This is a genomic window from Streptomyces flavovariabilis (genome assembly GCF_000725785.1).
GTDB lineage: Bacteria > Actinomycetota > Actinomycetes > Streptomycetales > Streptomycetaceae > Streptomyces > Streptomyces hawaiiensis.
This window is the reverse complement of record NZ_JNXD01000003.1, coordinates 303140-320940: the sequence shown is the minus strand read 5'-3', so window position 1 is coordinate 320940 and position 17801 is coordinate 303140. Positions and strand designations below refer to the sequence as shown.

The window sequence follows — 17801 nt, the reverse complement described above, 5'->3', positions numbered from 1 at the left end:
CCGGTCGTCGCTCAGCGGCCCAGCACCAGTTCCGCCCACACCTGCTTGCCGCCGCTGACCGGCAGGGTGCCCCAGGTCGCGGCGAGGGCCTCGACAAGGAGGATGCCCCGGCCGCCGGTGGCCTCCCAGCCGATGCTGGCCGGTCTGACCGGTGAGCGGGGGGAGGCGTCGGCGATGGCGATGCGCAGCCGGTTGTTGACGAGGGTGAGGTCCATGCGGACCTTGCCGTCGGTGTGGACCAGGGCGTTGGTGACGAGTTCGGAGACGACGAGGAGCGCGGCGTCGTAGTCCACGGTGACGCCCCAGGAGCGCAGGGTGCGCCGGGCGAAGCGGCGGGCGTGCCCGACGGCCTGCGGCACCCGCCAGACCGTCCAGCTCTCCCGGAGCGGGCGCAGGTCCATTCCGTCGTACCGCAGGAGGAGCAGGGCGACGTCGTCGCTGCGCGGGGCGTTGCCGAGGAGGGCGTCGGCGACGAGCCCCAGGTCGGCGGGTGCGGCGCCGGCCAGCCGCTCGGCGAGGTGGTCCATGCCTTCGTCGATGTCGGAGTCCGGCGTCTCGACCAGACCGTCCGTGACCAGGGTGATCACGGTGCCCGGCGGGAGCCGGAGCGGGCTCATGGGGAAGTCGGCCCGGGTGACCACCCCGAGGGGCGGCCCGCCCTCGGCCTCCGCGATGTCGGTCCGGCCGTCCGGGTAGCGCAGCACCGGCGGCAGATGCCCCGCGCGCACGCACCAGGCCGCGCCCTCCTCCAGGTCGACGTCGACGTAGCAACAGGTCGCGAAGAGGTCGCTCTCCATGTCCATCAGCAGCCGGTTGGCGTGCCCGACCACCACGTCCGGCGGGTGCCCCTCGACGGCGTAGGCGCGCAGGGCGGTGCGCATCTGGCCCATGAGGGTGGCGGCGCCGGCGCTGTGACCCTGGACGTCGCCGATGACGAGGGCGACGTGGTTGTCGGGCAGCGGGATGACGTCGTACCAGTCGCCGCCGAGTTCGAGCCCCGCCGTGCTGGGCAGGTAGCGGGCGACGGCCACCGCGCCCGGCAGCCGGGGCAGGCTGCGCGGCAGCAACTGGCGCTGGAGCATGCCGACGAGTTCGTGCTCGGCGTCGAAGGCCCGGGCCCGCATCAGGGCCTGTCCGGCGAGGCCGGCGCAGGCGGTGAGCAGGGCGCGTTCGTCGGTGCCGAAGTCGTGCGGGGTGTCCCAGCCGATCAGGCAGGCGCCGGCCATGCGGTTCCCGGCCGGCAGCGGCAGGACCGCGAGGCCTCCGGGGCCGACCTCGGCCAGAGCGCGTTCCAGGGGGCTGCCGGCGGGCCAGATGCGGGCCCGGCCCTCGCGCAGTGCGGCGGCGAGGGTGGGCATGGCGCGCACAGGTGCGTCGGGCCACTCGGTGCGCCACTCCGACCGCCACAGCTCTGGCCATGACTCGGGTTCGGGCGGGTCGAGGACGGTGACGACGAGCCGTTCGCTCTCCAGCTCGGCGAGCGCGATCCGGTCGGCCCGCAGCGGCCGGCGCAGGGCGGCGACCACGGCCTTGCCCACGTCGCGGACGGTGACGGCGGTGGCCAGCGCGGCGGCCAGGCGCTGGACGCGGGCCACGTCGGTGACGTCGGAGCGCAGGGTGGAGACGTCCACGACGGTGCCCACGAGCCGGGCCGGGCGGCCCTCGCCGCCGGGCAGGAGGCGCCCGCGCAGCCGGAGCCACTTCGGCGCCCCGGCGGGCTGGAGCACCCGGAACTCCAGCTCGCGGTCGCCGATGGACATGTGGTCGGCCTCCACCACGGACATCAGCGAGGGGAGGTCCTCGGGCACGGTCAGGCTGAGCAGCGTCTCGATCCGGCCGTCGAACTCCACGGGGTCCAGGCCGAACAGGTCCAGCAGGTCGTCGCCGACCCGGACGCGGCCGGTGTCCATGGCGAGGCTGAAGGCGCTCGGCGGCAGGTCACCGGCCTCGGCGGGCGCGGCCGGGGCGGTGAGGGCGACCGCCGCGGAGATGAGCTCCAGGCATCCGAGGTCGTCGGCTGTGAAGCCTTCGGGGCGCTCGCTCACGGCCAGCAGGCAGCCGCCGTCCCCCTGCACGGGCAGGGCTGTGAGGAAGAAGTCCCCGGACGGCGTGCGCCGCGCCTGGGCGTCTTCGGCGAGTTCCGCCGGGCTCAGTGACACCGGCCGTCCGCCCCGGTGGGCCTCGGCGACCGGGGAGCGCCCGGCGCGCGGGTAGCTGTCGCGCAGTCCGTACAGCGTCCTCGGGACCCCTGCCGACTCCATCAGGCACAGCAGCTCGCCGTCCTGGCTGGGCGCGTAGACGGCGGCGAACGCCGCACCGGCGAAGACGAGTGCCTGTTCGAGGACGCGGCGCAGTCGTTCGGGCGACTCCTGATCGGCCGCGATCGCTTTGAGGGCACCTTCGGCACGCAGCGTTCGCGTTCCGCGCTCTCGGGCGCCCTGACTGACCACGTTGGCCATTACAGCGCTTATACGACACCTGCGCAGCCCCTGTGGGCGTTCCGTGGAACGGCGCTGACGCGGACGCTCGAAAGAAACCGAACAGGTCTTAACGCGTGCGTTCCGCACGGTGTTCTCGTGACAGGCGTGACTGTGCGTGCCCGGCTCGTGGCTGGAAGGCTCGGTTTCCGTCACGGAGGGGGACGCATGGACAAGCGGTACGAGGTGTACGCGCTGGCCGACCGGCATTTCTACGAGACGCCGGACCGGCTGGCGCGGGGCGGGCAGGAGAGCGCCGCCCACCTCTACGAGACGGCCCGCCGGCCGCTGCCGGAGGGCTGGGAGTCGGCCCGGATCGGCGACTGGCTGACGCTGACGCCGCTCGGCCCGGACGGCGCACCGCTGCAGGGCCCGGCCCAGGGGTGGAAGATCCACGCCTCGGCGACCCGGGCGAACGCGGAGGACATCGCGCGGATCGTGTGGGACTACTGCGTCGAGCGGCGCGTCCCCTTCAAGTTCGTGCCGGGTCCGCACCTGCTCCACCTGCGCAACACCAAGTACGCGCCGCGCGACGGCAGCGGCAAGTTCGTCACCGTGTACCCGGCCGACGAGGAGCAGCTGCACCAGGTGCTGCGCGAGCTGGGCGCGCTGCTGGAGGGTTTCGAGGGGCCGTACATCCTCACCGACCTGCGCTGGGGCGAGGGCCCGCTGTATGTCCGCTACGGCGCCTTCGCCCGCACGTTCGTCGTGGACGAGCGGGGCTCGCTGGTGCCGGCGGTGCGGGACGGCGAGGGGCGGCTGGTGCCGGACCGGCGGTCGCCGTCCTTCCAGGTGCCCGAGTGGGTGACCCTGCCCGCGTTCCTCCAGCCGCACCTCGACGCGCGGAACAACACGACGACGGGTGAGCTGCCGTACCGGATCGAGAAGGCGCTGCACTTCTCCAACGGCGGCGGGGTGTACGTGGGCACCGACACCCGTGACGGGCGCAGGATCGTCCTCAAGGAGGGCCGGCCGCACGCGGGGCTCGCCTCGGACGGCGCCGACGCGATCGCCCGGCTGGAACGGGAGAAGCAGGCGCTGGAGCAGGTCGCGGGCACGGGCGTGGTCCCGGAGGTGCGCGACTGGTTCGAACTCGGCGGTCACCGCTTCCTGGTGATGGACTTCCTGGAAGGCCGTCCGCTCAACTCCTTCTTCGCCGAGCGGCATCCGCTGCTCACCCAGGACCCCGGCCCGGAGGCCGTCGCCGCCTACACGGCATGGGCCCTGCGCATCCACCGCAGGGTGGAGGAGGCGGTGGCGGCGGTGCACGACCGGGGCATCGTCTTCAACGACCTGCACGTCTTCAACATCATGGTCGCCCCGGACGAGGAGACGGTGTTCCTCCTCGACTTCGAGGCCGCGGCCCCGGTCGGGGAGAACGGCCGCCAGGTCGTCGCCCACCCCGGGTTCTTCGCGCCGCCGGACCGCCGGGGCGCCGACGTCGACCGCTACGCGCTGGCCTGTCTGCGGCTGGCCCTGTTCCTGCCCGTGACCACGTTGTTCGTGGTCGACCGCGGCAAGGCGGCACACCTGGCCGAAGTGATCGCGGAGCAGTTCCCGGACGTGCCGCGGGAGTTCCTCGACGAGGCGGTCACCGAGATCACCCGGGAGGTGTCCGGCCGTACGGTGGCCGCTCCCTCCTCGCCGGTGGACCCGGGCGACTGGCCGTACAGCCGCGACTCGATGGTCAAGGCCATCCTCGCCTCGGCCACCCCGGAGCGCGACGACCGGCTCTTCCCCGGCGACGTCGCCCAGTTCTCCGACGGCGGCGGGCTCGGGCTCGCCCACGGCGCCGCGGGGGTGCTGTTCGCGCTGGACGCGGCCGGCGCCGAGCGGTACGAGGAGGGCGAGCGCTGGCTGCTGGACCGCACGGCACCGGCCCCCGTCGGCACACCGCTCGGCCTGTACGACGGGCTCGCCGGCGTCGCCCTGGTCCTCGACCGGCTCGGCCACCGGCAGCGGGCACTGGACCTGGTCGAGGGCATCCTCGCCGAACGGTGGCAGAACCTCTCCTCCGACCTGCACGGCGGACTGGCCGGGCTGGGCCTGGTCCTCGGGCATCTGGCCCGGACGACCGGCGAGTCGGAGCTGGGCGAACGGGCCCACGAAGCCGCGCGGATCCTCGTCCAGCGGCTCACCGAACCGTTCCCGGCCACGTCCCGGCCGCGCGCCGGACTGCTGCGCGGCGCGAGCGGCCCCGCACTGCTCATGCTGCGGCAGTACGAGTGGACCGGCGAGGAAGCCTGGCTGGAAGCGGCGGCCGTGGCCCTGCGCCGGGACCTGGCGTCCTGCATGACCCGCGAGAACGGGTCACTGGAAGTCGACGAGGGCTGGCGCACCCTGCCCTACCTCGGCGACGGCAGCGCGGGCCTCGGCATGGTCCTCGACGACCTCGTGGCCCACTCCCCCGGCCACGCCGGGGAGTTCGAGACGGCCCGCTCCGGTGTGCTCACCGCGGCCACCTCACGCTTCTACGCGCAGCCCGGCCTGTTCCAGGGCCGCGCCGGAATGATCCTGCACCTCAGCCGCACGGCCACGCCGGGCGCGACCGCGGACCGGCTGGCCGGGCAGATCGCCGGGCTCGGCTGGTTCGCGATGGCCTACCAGGGCCAGCTGGCCTTCCCCGGACACCAGATGATGCGGCTCTCCATGGACCTCGCCACCGGAACGGCAGGGTGCCTGCTGGCACTCGGCGCGGCCCTCGACCCGGCGACCGGCGCCCACCTGCCGTTCCTCCCGCCGCCCAGCCGGCGGCCCCACTGACGCGGTTCCGCCATCCCGCGGAGTCGTGACACCACCCCGTCCCCACGGATGACCACGGACGGACACCCAACGGAAGGACACACCATGGCACTTCTCGACCTGCAGACCATCGAGACCGAAGAGCGCACGGACGGCGGCGGCAACAGCACGCTGAGCCTGCTCTCCTGCATCAGCGCCGCGAGCGTGCTGCTCTGTCTCTGATCCACGGTCTGCTCGCTCCGGGCGGCTCTCTCCCTTCGGGGAGGGGCCGCCCGGGGTCCTTCCCGCCCCAGGAAAGGCCCGTATGACCTCGCGCGGCGACGACGACCCGGCGGCCGGACACGCTCGCACGCTGTTGCGCACGGCCACCCGGTACAGCGGGTCCCGCTGTGTGGCGCTGTGCCTGGTGAGCATCGCCGCGACGGGTGCCGGACTGCTGCTGCCGGCGGCGCTGGGACGGGCCCTCGATCTGCTGCTGGCGCACGCCCCGGCCACCCGGTGGGTGCTCTGCTGCGCCGGCCTCGTCCTGCTGCTCGGTGTGCTCGACGCGGTCCAGACCGTCCTCACCGGCACCGTCGACGCCCGTACCACCGCATGGCTGCGCCGCCGGCTGACCGGGCACGTCCTGGGCGTCGGCCCGCGGGCGGCCGACCGCTTCGGCTCCGGTGACCTCGTCGCGCGGCTGGTCGGCAACGCCGCCGAGGCGGGGACCACTCCGGCGGCCCGCGCGGCGCTGCTGGCCGCACTCGCCGGTCCCGTCGGCGGGGTCGTCGCGCTGGGTCTGATCGACTGGTGGCTCGCGGCCGTGTTCCTCGCCGGAGCCCCCGTGCTCGCGCTTCTGCTGCGCGCCGTCTCCCGCGACACCTCCGAGAGCGCGTCGCGCTATCAGCGGGCCCAGGGCCGGATCGCGGCCGCGCTGGCGGAGGCCGTCGAGGGGGTCCTCACCGTCCGGGCGGCCGGCGCGGAAGGCCGCGAAACGGCCCGTGTGCTGCGGGCGCTGCCCGATCTGTCCCGGGCCGGACACCGCATGTGGCGGGTGCAGGGGCGGGCCGCGGCCAGGGCGGTCGCCGTGGCCCCGCTGCTGCAACTCGCAGTCGTCGCCGTGGCCGGGGTACTGCTCACCCGGGACCGGCTCTCGGTGGGCGAGGTACTGGCGGCCTCCCGGTACGCGGTGCTCGCCACGGGCGTCGGCATGCTGGTCGGCCGGCTCGCCGGCCTGGCCCGGGCCCGGGCCGCGGCCCGGCGCCTCGGCGAGGTCGAGACCGAGCCCGCCACCGCCTTCGGCACCCGCCGGCTGCCCGACGGCCCCGGCCGGCTGGAGCTGCGCGGGGTGACGGCCCGGCGCGGCGGGCGCACCGTGCTCGAGGGGGTGGACCTCGACGTGCCGGGCGGCACGACCCTGGCCCTGGTCGGCCGCTCCGGCGCGGGCAAGTCGCTGCTGGCCGCGCTCGCCGGCAGGCTGGCCGACCCGGACGCGGGAGAGGTGCTCCTGGACGGTGTGCCGCTGCGCGAGCTGCCGCACCACGACCTGCGCGGCGCCGTCGGCTACGCCTTCGCCCGCCCCGCTCTCCTCGGCGGCACGGTGGAACAGGCGATCGGCCTGGGCCTGCCGTCCCCCTCCCCCGCCCGGATCCGCGAGGCGGCCCGCACGGCCCTCGCGGACGACTTCGTCCGCCGTCTCCCCGACGGATACGGCACGGCCGTCGCCGACGCCCCGCGCTCCGGCGGCGAGTCCCAACGGCTGGGTCTCGCCCGGGCCTTCGCGCACGGCGGGCGCCTGCTGATCCTCGACGACGCCCTCTCCAGCCTCGACACGGTGACGGAACGCCGCATCACCGACGCCCTGTTCGGCGACGGCCCGGGCAGCACCCGGCTGCTGGTCGCCCACCGCGGGGCGACGGCCGCGTGCGCGGATGCCGTGGCGTGGCTGGACGGGGGGCGGGTGCGGGCGGTGGGACGGCACGAGGAGTTGTGGCGGCTCGCGGAGTACCGGGCCGCGTTCGGGGACGGGGCGGGACTCGCGGATACGTGCGCCGGCGACGCGCCACCGGCCCCGGACACCCGGGACGGACACGGAGAGGAACGTGACAGCACGAGCGGCCGGACGCGTACGGGCGCGGCGGCCGGGGACGGGACGGATTCATGACGGCCCTGCACCCCACCGGCCTCCCCGCCCGGGGACTGCGCTTCCTGCTGGCCCGCCCGCGGGTCCTGCTGCGGCTCGCCGGCTGGTCCGTGCTGGAGACCGGGCAGACCTTCCTCATCGGGTACGGGCCCGCCCGCGCCCTGGACGAGGGGTTCCTGCGCGGCCGGGCGGACGTCGGGCTGTTCTGGCTGGCGGTGACCGGGGTCGGTGTCCTGGTCGGCGCGTACGGGACCGCCCGGGTCTACGCCGCCGTCGCCGCGCTGGTCGAACCGCTCCGGGACCGGCTCGTGGAGCGGGTGGTCTCGCGCGGGGTGCGCACCGGCGACGCGGGTTCCCTGTCCGGGCTCACCCAGCAGGTGGAGATCGCCCGGGACACCTTCGCCGGGCTGGTCATGGTCTCCCGCTCCTTCGTGTTCACCGCAGCCGGGGCTCTGGCGGGCCTGTTCGCACTCGCCCCGCCGCTCCTGCTGGTGGTGGGGCCTCCCCTGGCCGCCGGCATGGCGCTGTTCGCCGCGACGCTGCGGCCGCTCGCCCGGCGGCAGGAGACGTTCCTGCTCGCCGACGAGGCTCTCGCCGGTCACCTCGGCACCGTCTGCCCGGGCCTGCGGGACGTCACGGCGACCGGGGCGGAGGCGCACATCGCCGCCGGCACCGGGGAACGGGTCGAGGCCGAACTGCGGGCGGCGCGCGCCCTGGCCCACTGGGGCGTGCTGCGCGTGGCGTCCCTGACGATCGGCGGCCAGCTGCCGGTCGTGCTGCTGCTCGCCGCCGCGCCCTGGCTGCTGGCCCACGGCGTCACCACCGGCGCCCTGGTCGGCGCCCTCGCCTACGTCACCCAGTCCCTGCTCCCGGCCCTGCGCAACCTGATCCACGGCCTGGGCACGAGCGGCTCCCGGCTGACGGTGGTGCTGCGCAGGCTGGCCAGGACGGACACCGAGGCACCCGATCCGGACAGCGGCCCCGGGCCGGCCGGCACCGCCACGAACCACACCGCCCCGCCCCCCGCCCTCTCCCTCGCCTCCGTCACCTTCGCCTACGGCCCCGCCAGCGCGCCGGTCGTCCAGGATCTCGACCTCGTCCTCCCATCCGGCGCGCACCTGGCCGTCGTGGGCCCCAGCGGCACCGGCAAGTCCACGCTCACCGCCCTTGTGGCAGGGCTGCTCACACCCTCGCGCGGCGCCATCCGGGTCGGCGGACATCCCGTGCCCGGCCCGCAGGCCGCCGCCGAGCGGGTGCTCATCCCGCAGGAGGCCTACGTGTTCGGCGGCACCCTGGCCGAGAACCTCGCGTACCTGCGCCCGGACCCGGTGCCCGAGGAGGAGCTGCTGGCCGCGGCCGAAGCGGTCGGCCTCACCCCGCTGGCCGGCCGGCTCGGCGGGCTCGGCGCCCGGGTCGATCCGGCGGCGCTGTCGGCCGGCGAACGGCAGCTGGTCGCGCTGACCCGGGCCTACCTGTCGTACGCGCCGCTCGCCCTGCTCGACGAGGCGACCTGCCATCTGGACCCCGAGACGGAGGAGCGGGCGGAGCGGGCGTTCGCCGCACGGCCGGGCGGGACCCTGGTGGTCGTGGCCCACCGCATCAGCTCGGCCCGCCGCGCCGGCCGTGTCCTGGTGATGGACGGCCGGAGCACGGCGTACGGCAGCCATGAGGAGCTGATGCGGTCCTCCGCGCTGTACCGGGACCTCGTCGGGAGCTGGGCCCCCGCACCGGCCCGGCGAGGATCAGAGCCAGCCCTGGCCCTGCGAGATGCGTATCGCGTCGATGCGGTTGCGGGCCCCCGTCTTGCGGGTGATGGCCGCCATGTAGTTGCGCACCGTCCCGTGGGACAGGTGCAGGCTCCCGGCGATCTCCGCGATGGAGGCTCCCTCGGCCGCGAGGGATAACACGCTCAGCTCTCTGCGGGTCAGCGGCATCTCGGCCGCCTTGAGGAACCCGAAGCCCAGCGAGTCATTGACGAAACGTTCCCCCTCGGCGACGCGACGGATCCCGCGCAGAAGATTCTGCGGGGACCCCTCCTTGTCGACGTAGCCGAGCGCCCCCGCCTCGACCGCCCGCTTCAGCAGGCCCGGCCGGTTCGCGGTGGCGAGCACGAGTAATCGCGGCCGCACGCGCTCCGGCCCCGGCCGGCACAGTTCGCCCAGCGGAGGGATGCCGTAGGAGTCCGCGCACTCCAGGTCCGCCGCGCACACGTCCGGCCGGACCGACCGCACCGTGCCCGGCGCGCCGCGCCACGACGTGTCGTGCACCAGCAGGTCGGACTCCTGCCGCAGCCACTCCGCCAGCACCGACCTCACCAGACACTCGTCGTGCACCAGAAGCACCCGGATCACTGCCACCCCCTCCGCTCGCCGTACGCCCCCTCGTCGTCTTGAGCGCGTGCCCCATTGTTCGCGACCGTGACCCTGCGTGGGCGCGATGATCCGGCCATCAGGGTGCGCGGGGGCGCACGCCCAGCGCCCCGTACGCCCGGCCGCGCTTCGACTGCGGGGGCATGGGCCGGGGCGGTCGGGGTAGGTGGGCGCCCCCGGCGGGGCCAGAGCACGTGTGACCGGCGGTAACCGGGACCGTTCGGGAACCGCTCGTCGTGCGGGACGGGCCGCCAGGGGGGAGATTTGTTCCTGGACCCGGTCGCGCGGCCGTGCGAGGAGGTGGTCGGCGTGTCCGACGGGCAGTCCTCCGCGCAGGCGCCGGCAACCGCCAGGACGCCGGTCGGCCGTCCCCTGCTCTCCCTGGCGCTGGCCTCGATGATGGACGAGGTGCACGCCCACTCCGGCGCGGTGTACCTGATGGCACCGGACCAGCCGGTGCTGGAGATGGCGGTGATGGCCGGTCTGCCCCGGGCGTTCGCGGCGCCCTGGGAACGGGTGGGCCTGAGCTCACCGATCCCGGTCGCCGACGCGGCCCGCGAGCGGCGGTTGGTGTGGGTGGGAGGCGAGGAGCAGATGGCCCGCCACTACCCGCGGATCGCCGTGGTGCTGCCGTACCCGTTCGCCCTGGCCGCGGTGCCGATCGCCACCGAGTCCACCGTCTACGGCGCGGTCTTCGTGACCTGGCCGGGCGCGCACCCGGCGGAGATGTCCGACCACGAGCGCGACCATCTGACGGCGGCCTGCGGCCGGCTGGCGGTCCGGCTGGAGCGGGCCGCCGAGCACAGCATCCCGCCGCACCCCGAGACCGACCTGCTCGCCTCGCCCCTGGCGGGCGGCATGGCCGGCACGCTCGGCACGGTCGAGGCGGCCCGGATGGTGAGCCGGCTGCCGTACGGGCTGGTCTCCCTGGACCTGCACGGACGGATCGGCTTCGTCAACGCGGCGGCGGGTGAGCTGCTGAACGTCCCGGTCAGCCGACTGCTCGGCACCCAGCTGTGGGCGTCGGTGCCGTGGCTCAACGACCCGGTGTACGAGGACCGGTACCGGGCCGCTCTGCTCAGCCAGCACGTCACGTCGTTCGTGGCGCTGCGCCCGCCCGGCGAGTGGCTGTCGTTCCGGCTGTACCCGAGCACGACGGGCCTGAGCGTGCGCATCACCAGGTCCAGGGCCGTGTCGCAGATGAACCGGACCGCACCACCGCCAGCCGGGACACCGTCCCGGCTGGTCACCATCACGCAGGTGCTCGATCTGGCCGGCGCCCTCACCGAGGCGGTGGGGGTGCAGGACGTGGTGCAGCTGGTCGCCGACGAGATCGCCCCGGCCGTGGGCAGCCAGGCCCTGGTCGTGCTGGGCTCGCGGGCGAACCGGCTGCAGGTGCTGGGGCATCGCGGATACCGGGACCCGCACGTGGTGGAACGGTTCGACGGGATGCCCCTGACCGAGTCGACACCCGGCACCCAGGTGCTGCGGACGGGCGTGCCCGCGTTCTTCGAGTCGCAGGAGCAGCTGGAACGGCTGTACCCCGCGCGGCTCGCGACCCCCGACGGATTCGAGGCCTGGGCCTACCTGCCGCTGATCGCCCAGGGCCGCCCGGTCGGGACCTGCGTCCTGTCCTACGCCGAGCCGCACCCCTTCCCGACGGAGGAGCGGGCGGTGATGATCAGCATGGCCGGGCTGATCGCCCAGGCGCTGGAGCGGGCGCTGCTCTACGACGCCAAGCACCGGCTCGCGCACGGCCTGCAAGAAGCGCTGCTGCCGCACTCCCTGCCGTCCCTGCCCGGCATCGAGGCGGTCGGCCGCTATGTCCCGGCCACTCAGGGCATGGACATCGGCGGCGACTTCTACGACCTGGTCGGCACCCGGGGGACGGCGGCGGCGGTGATCGGGGACGTGCAGGGCCACAACGTGACGGCGGCCGGGCTGATGGGGCAGGTCCGCACCGCGGTGCGCGCGTACACCACCGTGGGTCAGGCGCCCGAGGAGGTCATGCGCAGCACCAACCGGCTGCTGCTCGACCTGGGGTCCGACCTGTTCGCCAGCTGTCTGTACCTGCGCCTCGACCCGGAGCACGGGCGGGCCGTGATGTCCCGGGCGGGGCACCCCCCGCCGCTGCTGAGACGGCCGGACGGCCGGGTGCGCGTCCTCGACCTGGCGGGCGGCCCGCTGCTGGGCATCGACGCCTCGGCGGTGTACCCGACGACGGAGGTCGCCCTGGCCCCCGGTTCGCTGCTCGTCCTCTACACCGACGGGCTGGTCGAATCCCCCGGCACGGACTTCGAGGAGGCCCTCGCGGATCTGGGCCGGCGGCTGGCCGACGCCGGGGACCAGCCGCTGGACGAACTGGCCGACAGCCTCGTCCACCAGGGGCGGCACCACACCGCCGGGGAGGAACGGCTCGACGACATCGCCCTGTTGCTGATCCGGGCCGTCGGATAGGTCCGCCGGGCGCGGGGCGCCCGGACGGGAACGCCGGTGGCCGGCCCGGTTCCGCCAGGAAGGGGGCGGAACCGGGCCGGCCGCGTCGGACCGGCTGCCGACGGCTGTGCGGGGGTCAGCGACTCTCGGTCAGACCGGAGTTGTCCTCGACGCCCTGACCCGCGTCCTGACCGGCACCCGCACCGGCTCCGGCACCCGCTTCGTCGCCTCCGGCCTGCTCACCGGCACCGGCACCGGCTTCCTCACCGGCTCCGGCCTCTTCACCGGCACCCGCACCGGCTTCCTGACCGGCACCGGCCTCTTCGCCGGCACCGGCCTCCTCACCAGCACCGGCGTCCTCGCCGGCACCGGCCTCGTCACCGGCACCGGCACCGGCACCGGCACCGCCCGCGCCGAGGGTCGCGCCGACGGCCTCCAGGGCGGTGGTCACCGGCTGGAAGAACGTCTCGCCGCCGACCGTGCAGTCACCGCTGCCACCGGAGGTCAGGCCGATGGCGAGACCGTCCTGGGTGAACAGCGAGCCGCCGCTGTCGCCGGGCTCGGCACAGACGTCGGTCTGGATGAGGCCGGTGACGGTGCCCTCCGGGTAGTTCACCGTGGCGTCCAGGCCGAGGACCTGGCCGTCGGCGAGCCCGGTGGTGCTGCCCATCCGGAAGACCTGCTGGCCGACGGTCGCCTCGGCGGCCTCGGTGATCGGGACGGTCTGGTCGCCGGTGTTGACCTCACTGGGTGCCTCGGTCGCCGGGTCGTCGTACTTCACGAGTGCGAAGTCACCGTTGCCCGGGAACGTCGACTGGTCGACGGTGGCGATCGGCTGGCCGCCCTGGGTGTCCGACCACTCGTTGCCGCCGAGGGTGCAGTGACCGGCCGTCAGGAAGGCGGGCGAGCCGTCGCCCGCGGTGACGTTGAAGCCGAGGGAGCAGCGCGAGCCGCCCGCGAAGATGGCGTCGCCTCCGGAGACGAACGGCTTGAAGGTGCCGGCGGACTTCTTGATGGTGGCCATGCCGGAGCCGAGCTCCTGCACGGTGGATTCCAGTCTGTCCCACTTGGCGCCGGTCACGGTGCTGTCCGCCGTCACCAGGAGCTTGTTGGTGCGCGGGTCGATCGACCACGAGGTGCCGGCGATGGTCGCCTCGGACTTCAGCGTCGAGGCGCCGTCCTGCAGCTCCGACCAGCTGTTCTCGACCTCGCGGACCTTCGCGCCGGCCGCCTTCGCCTGCACGATCACGTTGTTGTTGTCGCCCGGTACGACGTTGACGACGAGCTGCCGGCTGTCGCCGTCGTAGTAGGAGCCGCCGAACGCTTCACCGAGGAGCCCGGAGAGCTGCGAGGCGAGATCCGAGGCGTCGCCCGCCTTCAGGGTCTTCGGCGCGGCCGCCGCGTCGCCGGACGAACCGTCCTGGGAGGCGTTGGCGTTGGGGAGCAGGATCGCGGCCGCGCCGAGCGCCACCACACCGCCCGCCGCTATCGCGGCCTTGCGCTTCGGAATTCGCTTGTGACTCAAACTTCTCTCCTCCTGGGGAACGGAGTGGGTGCCGCCGTCCGGCAGCTTCTGGGGGGCGCCTGGATGGCTGTTGGTACGCACGGGCCGCACGGGGCGTTCAATTCCGTTTGCAAGTGATCCCTTCGCATCGCGGAATCAGCCAACTCCCGCCGCCGGCAGACCGACCGCGTGGTCCGTGACCGCCCTGCTCACCCGGGCCGGTCCGGGAGGCCTGGTCCGGCCGGCCCGCGGAGCGCCATGGCCGGATGACGGCCTTTCAGCGACGGTCGCCGCTCCGGCATGGCGGAACGCAACGCTCCGTATCCACCCGGAAACGATCTGTCGTCCTCACGGAGTGGAATCCCGGCTTCAGCGAATCTGCACATCGAATGCTCAACCCGGTCACCGAAATGAGGGTTATCCACACCCCGGCCGCGTAGGTCACGCCTTTGGGGCGGGAGTGCCGGATTCGCCACCCCGAGGAACAAGGGCCCGGATGCACCGATGCGGTGCCGCATGTGAAGAACTCGCCGCCAAGCGGTGCACGGACCTGCACGGATCGGCGCCACGGGGGCGCAAGTTCCCTGGTGAGGGGGGTGGTTGATTGGAAGCGCGGAGCCGCAGCGTGCTTTGATCCATCGCACCGCGGGGGCCGCTCAGGGCACTCGGAAACGAATGCCCGGTGCCCGCGGTCGCGGCCGTCATCTGTCCCCAGAGGGGGCCGCTCCCCCCTTGTGAGATACCCATACGAAGGGAAGTTCCATCATGAACTCCACCCCCCAGGTCGAGACCGTCGAGATCGCTGACGCCCAGCTCGACGCCATCTCCGGCGGCCTTTCCGTGAACGCCGTCAACACCGTCACCGACACGGTTGACGGCATCGCTCCGGTCTCCGGCCTGGTCGACACGGCCGTCGGCACCGTCGAGGGTGTCACCGGCCTGAACACGGCCCCGGTCACCGGCCTGGTCTCCGGCCTCTGATCGAGCCCTTGTGCCGTTGATTCCCGGAACCGCAGCCGGCGGTTCCGGGTTCTTCGGGTTCCGTATGAACCTCTGCCGCAGCCGTGAGTACCTCTGCCACGGCCGTGAGTACCTCTTCTACGGGTGAGGGAAGTTCCTTGCAGTTCCGCCAACAGGCCCTCGCCAAGCTCCAGTCACCGGAGGAACTCGACCTGCCGGTGCGTTTCGCCCGCCCGCAGGGCTGGCTCGTGCTCTCGGTGACGGTGGTCGCGATGGCGGCCGCCTCGGTGTGGGCGGTGACCGGCTCGGTGACCTCCACCGTCAGCGCACCCGCCATCATCACGCACGGGCAGGGCAGTTACCTCCTCCAGAGCCCCGTCGCGGGCCAGGTCACCGCGGTGCTCGCCAAGCAGGGCGAACAGGTGCCCGCGAACTCCCCCGTGCTCAAGGTCCGTACGGCCAAGGGCGAAGCGGTCGTCCGCACGCTCGACGCGGGCCGGGTCTCCGCACTCGCCGCGACCGTCGGGCAGATCATCCAGACCGGCGCGAACATCGCCGCCGTCGAGAAGGTCGCCCACACCGGGGACCCGCTCTACGCGACCGTGTACGTCCCCGCCGAGAACGCCGCCTCGATCCCCGACGACGCCGCCGTGGACCTGACCGTGCAGTCGGTGCCCACGCAGGAGTACGGGGTGCTGCGCGGCCATGTGAAGTCGGTGGACCGCTCGGCCCAGTCCCCGCAGCAGATCGCCGCGTTCCTCGGGGACAGCCAGCTGGGCGAACAGTTCACCAAGAAGGGCAGGCCGGTGGCCGTGACGGTCCGGCTGGACAAGTCGTCCGGCACGAAGAGCGGCTACACGTGGTCGTCCGCGGACGGACCGCCGTTCAAGCTGACCTCCATGACGCCGGCCTCCGGTTCGATCCGGCTGGCCGACCAGCGTCCCGTCGACTGGCTGCTGCCATGAGCGCGACCGCACCGGACACCCGGGGCCGGCGCCGCGCCGCCCCGCCGAAGCGCAAGGTGCCCAAGGCCGGGGCGAAGACCGTCCGCACGCCCACCGTGCTCCAGATGGAGGCCGTCGAGTGCGGCGCCGCCTCCCTGGCCATGGTGCTCGGCCACTACGGCAAGCACGTCCCGCTGGAGGAGCTGCGCATCGCCTGCGGTGTCTCCCGGGACGGCTCGCGCGCCAGCAACCTGCTGAAGGCGGCCCGCTCCTACGGCCTGACGGCCAAGGGCATGCAGATGGACCTGGCCGCCCTCGCCGAGGTGAAGTCGCCGGCCATCCTGTTCTGGGAGTTCAACCACTACGTCGTCTATGACGGCATGGGCCGCCGCTTCGGCCGCCGTGGCATCTACATCAACGACCCCGGCAAGGGCCGCCGTTTCGTCCCCATGGAGGACTTCGACGGCAGCTTCACCGGTGTCGTGCTGGTGATGGAGCCCGGTGAGGACTTCGCCCGGGGTGGCCGCAAGCCGGGCGTCCTGGGCGCGATGCCGGCCCGGCTGCGCGGCACCGCGGGCACGATGCCCGCCGCCGTCCTGTCGAGCCTGCTGCTGGTGGCGGTCGGGGCGGCGGTGCCCGCGCTCAGCCGCACCTACATCGACGAGTTCCTGATCGGCAACCAGACCTCGCTGCTCGACGTGCTGTTCCCGTCGATGGCGGCGTGCGTGCTGCTCACGGTGGTGCTGACCTGGCTCCAGCAGGCCAACCTGCTGCGCGGCCGCATCATCTCCTCCACCCTGTCCAGCGCCCGCTTCCTGCGGCATCTGCTGCGGCTGCCGGTGACGTTCTTCTCCCAGCGCAGCCCGGCCGACCTGGTACAGCGGCTCCAGTCCAACGACGCGGTGTCCGAGACCCTGTCCCGCGACCTCGCGGCGGCGGGCGTGGACGCGGTCGTGGTCGTCCTGTACGCGGTGCTGCTGTACACCTACGACCCGCAGCTGACGTTCGTCGGCATCGGCGTCGCGCTGCTGAACATCGTCGCCATGCGCGTCGTCATCCGGCTGCGGGCGACGCGCACGGCGAAGCTGCGCGCGGACACGGCCCGCCTCACCAACACCGCCTACACGGGCCTTCAGCTGATCGAGACGATGAAGGCGACCGGCGGCGAGGACGGCTACTTCCGCAAGTGGGCCGGGCAGCACGCCACCACCCTGGAAGAGCAGCAGCGGCTCGGCGTGCCGAGCGCCTGGCTGGGCGTGGTCGCGCCGACGCTGGCCACCCTCAACAGCGCGCTGATCCTGTGGATCGGCGGCATGCGGGCGGTCGAGGGGCACATCTCGGTCGGTCTGCTGGTCGCCTTCCAGGCCCTGGTCACCCGTTTCACGGCCCCGCTGACCCGGCTGAACGGCGTCGCCGGCCGCATCCAGGACTTCGCGGCGGACGTGGCCCGGCTGAAGGACGTGGAGAACTTCAAGGCCGACCCGCTCTACGGCCGCCCCGGTGCCGGGGAGTCCACGCGCCGCCTCCAGGGCCATGTCGAGCTGGAGAACATCACGTTCGGCTACAGCCCGCTCGACAAGCCCCTGCTCACCGGCTTCGACCTGACGGTCGGCCCCGGGCAGCAGGTCGCGCTGGTCGGCGGCTCCGGCAGCGGCAAGTCCACGGTGTCGAGGATGATCTCCGGGCTGTACGCGCCGTGGGAGGGCGTGATCCGTATCGACGGGCAGCGCATCGAGGACATCCCGCGCGGGGCGCTGGCCGCCTCGGTCTCCTTCGTCGACCAGGACGTGTTCCTCTTCGAGGGCACGGTCCGGGACAACGTGGCGCTGTGGGACCCGTCGATCCCCGACGACGCGGTGGAGGACGCGCTGCGCGACGCCGCCCTGTACGACGTGATCACCCGCCGCCCGGGCGGCATCCACAGCAAGGTCGAGCAGGACGGCCGCAACTTCTCCGGCGGGCAGCGCCAGCGCCTGGAGATCGCGCGAGCGCTGGTGCGCCGGCCGAGCATCCTGGTGCTCGACGAGGTGACGAGCGCCCTGGACGCGGAGACCGAGCAGGTCGTGATGGACAACCTGCGCCGGCGCGGCTGCGCCTGTGTGGTGATCGCGCACCGGCTGAGCACGGTCCGCGACAGCGACGAGATCGTCGTCCTGCAGCACGGCACGGTCGTGGAGCGGGGACGGCACGAGGACCTGGTGGCCCGCGGCGGCGCGTACGCGGCACTGGTCAGGGAGCGGTGAG

General features: G+C 73.6%; 10 protein-coding genes and 1 pseudogene. 8 read left to right on the top strand and 3 right to left on the bottom strand.

Going from position 1 to position 17801, the window contains the following annotated elements; translation table 11 throughout:
• Window positions 1–11: 11 nt before the first annotated feature.
• Window positions 12–2459 carry a SpoIIE family protein phosphatase gene (locus IO24_RS0108885; RefSeq protein WP_031133678.1) on the bottom strand — a complete coding sequence of 816 codons (2448 nt, stop codon included), beginning with the start codon at window positions 2457–2459 and terminating at the stop codon, window positions 12–14.
• Window positions 2460–2645: 186 nt separating this feature from the next.
• On the opposite strand from IO24_RS0108885, the gene lanKC reads away from it, so the two are divergent.
• The 4 genes and pseudogenes from lanKC to IO24_RS46265 all read left to right on the top strand — a co-directional run.
• A complete protein-coding gene (gene lanKC / locus IO24_RS0108880; RefSeq protein ID WP_031133677.1) occupies window positions 2646–5240 on the top strand; it encodes a class III lanthionine synthetase LanKC in 2595 nt (864 codons plus the stop codon).
• Between the two features lie 84 nt (window positions 5241–5324).
• Window positions 5325–5441: a SapB/AmfS family lanthipeptide gene (locus IO24_RS0108875; protein WP_031133675.1), complete on the top strand. Its 117-nt coding sequence runs from the start codon at window positions 5325–5327 to the stop codon at window positions 5439–5441.
• Window positions 5442–5523: 82 nt separating this feature from the next.
• On the top strand, window positions 5524–7365 hold the full coding sequence (locus IO24_RS0108870) for an ABC transporter ATP-binding protein (RefSeq protein WP_078898930.1): 1842 nt from the start codon (window positions 5524–5526) through the stop codon (window positions 7363–7365).
• Window positions 7362–8795 (top strand): annotated as a pseudogene (locus IO24_RS46265) (ATP-binding cassette domain-containing protein); the annotation flags it as partial. The gene IO24_RS0108870 and the pseudogene IO24_RS46265, both read left to right, overlap by 4 nt.
• Before the next feature lie 291 nt (window positions 8796–9086).
• On the opposite strand, the gene IO24_RS42770 reads toward IO24_RS46265, so the two are convergent.
• Window positions 9087–9695: a response regulator transcription factor gene (locus IO24_RS42770; RefSeq protein WP_031133669.1), complete on the bottom strand. Its 609-nt coding sequence runs from the start codon at window positions 9693–9695 to the stop codon at window positions 9087–9089.
• A gap of 318 nt (window positions 9696–10013) precedes the next feature.
• On the opposite strand from IO24_RS42770, the gene IO24_RS0108855 reads away from it, so the two are divergent.
• On the top strand, window positions 10014–12170 hold the full coding sequence (locus tag IO24_RS0108855; RefSeq protein WP_031133667.1) for a SpoIIE family protein phosphatase: 2157 nt from the start codon (window positions 10014–10016) through the stop codon (window positions 12168–12170).
• A gap of 115 nt (window positions 12171–12285) precedes the next feature.
• Here the strand turns inward: IO24_RS0108855 and IO24_RS0108850 are convergent, their stop codons facing one another.
• On the bottom strand, window positions 12286–13674 hold the full coding sequence (locus tag IO24_RS0108850) for a S1 family peptidase (protein WP_031133665.1): 1389 nt from the start codon (window positions 13672–13674) through the stop codon (window positions 12286–12288).
• A 744-nt stretch (window positions 13675–14418) separates the two neighbouring features.
• Here IO24_RS0108850 and IO24_RS0108845 point away from each other — a divergent pair.
• The 3 genes from IO24_RS0108845 to IO24_RS0108835 all read left to right on the top strand — a co-directional run bounded on the left by IO24_RS0108845 (window position 14419) and on the right by IO24_RS0108835 (window position 17800).
• Window positions 14419–14634, top strand: coding sequence for a hypothetical protein (locus tag IO24_RS0108845; protein WP_003994898.1), 216 nt, complete (start codon window positions 14419–14421; stop codon window positions 14632–14634).
• Window positions 14635–14771: 137 nt separating this feature from the next.
• A complete protein-coding gene (locus IO24_RS0108840) occupies window positions 14772–15578 on the top strand; it encodes a biotin/lipoyl-containing protein (RefSeq protein WP_031133662.1) in 807 nt (268 codons plus the stop codon).
• Window positions 15575–17800 carry an NHLP family bacteriocin export ABC transporter peptidase/permease/ATPase subunit gene (locus IO24_RS0108835; RefSeq protein ID WP_031133660.1) on the top strand — a complete coding sequence of 742 codons (2226 nt, stop codon included), beginning with the start codon at window positions 15575–15577 and terminating at the stop codon, window positions 17798–17800. Before IO24_RS0108840 ends, IO24_RS0108835 begins: the two co-directional genes overlap by 4 nt.
• Window position 17801 lies beyond the last annotated feature (1 nt).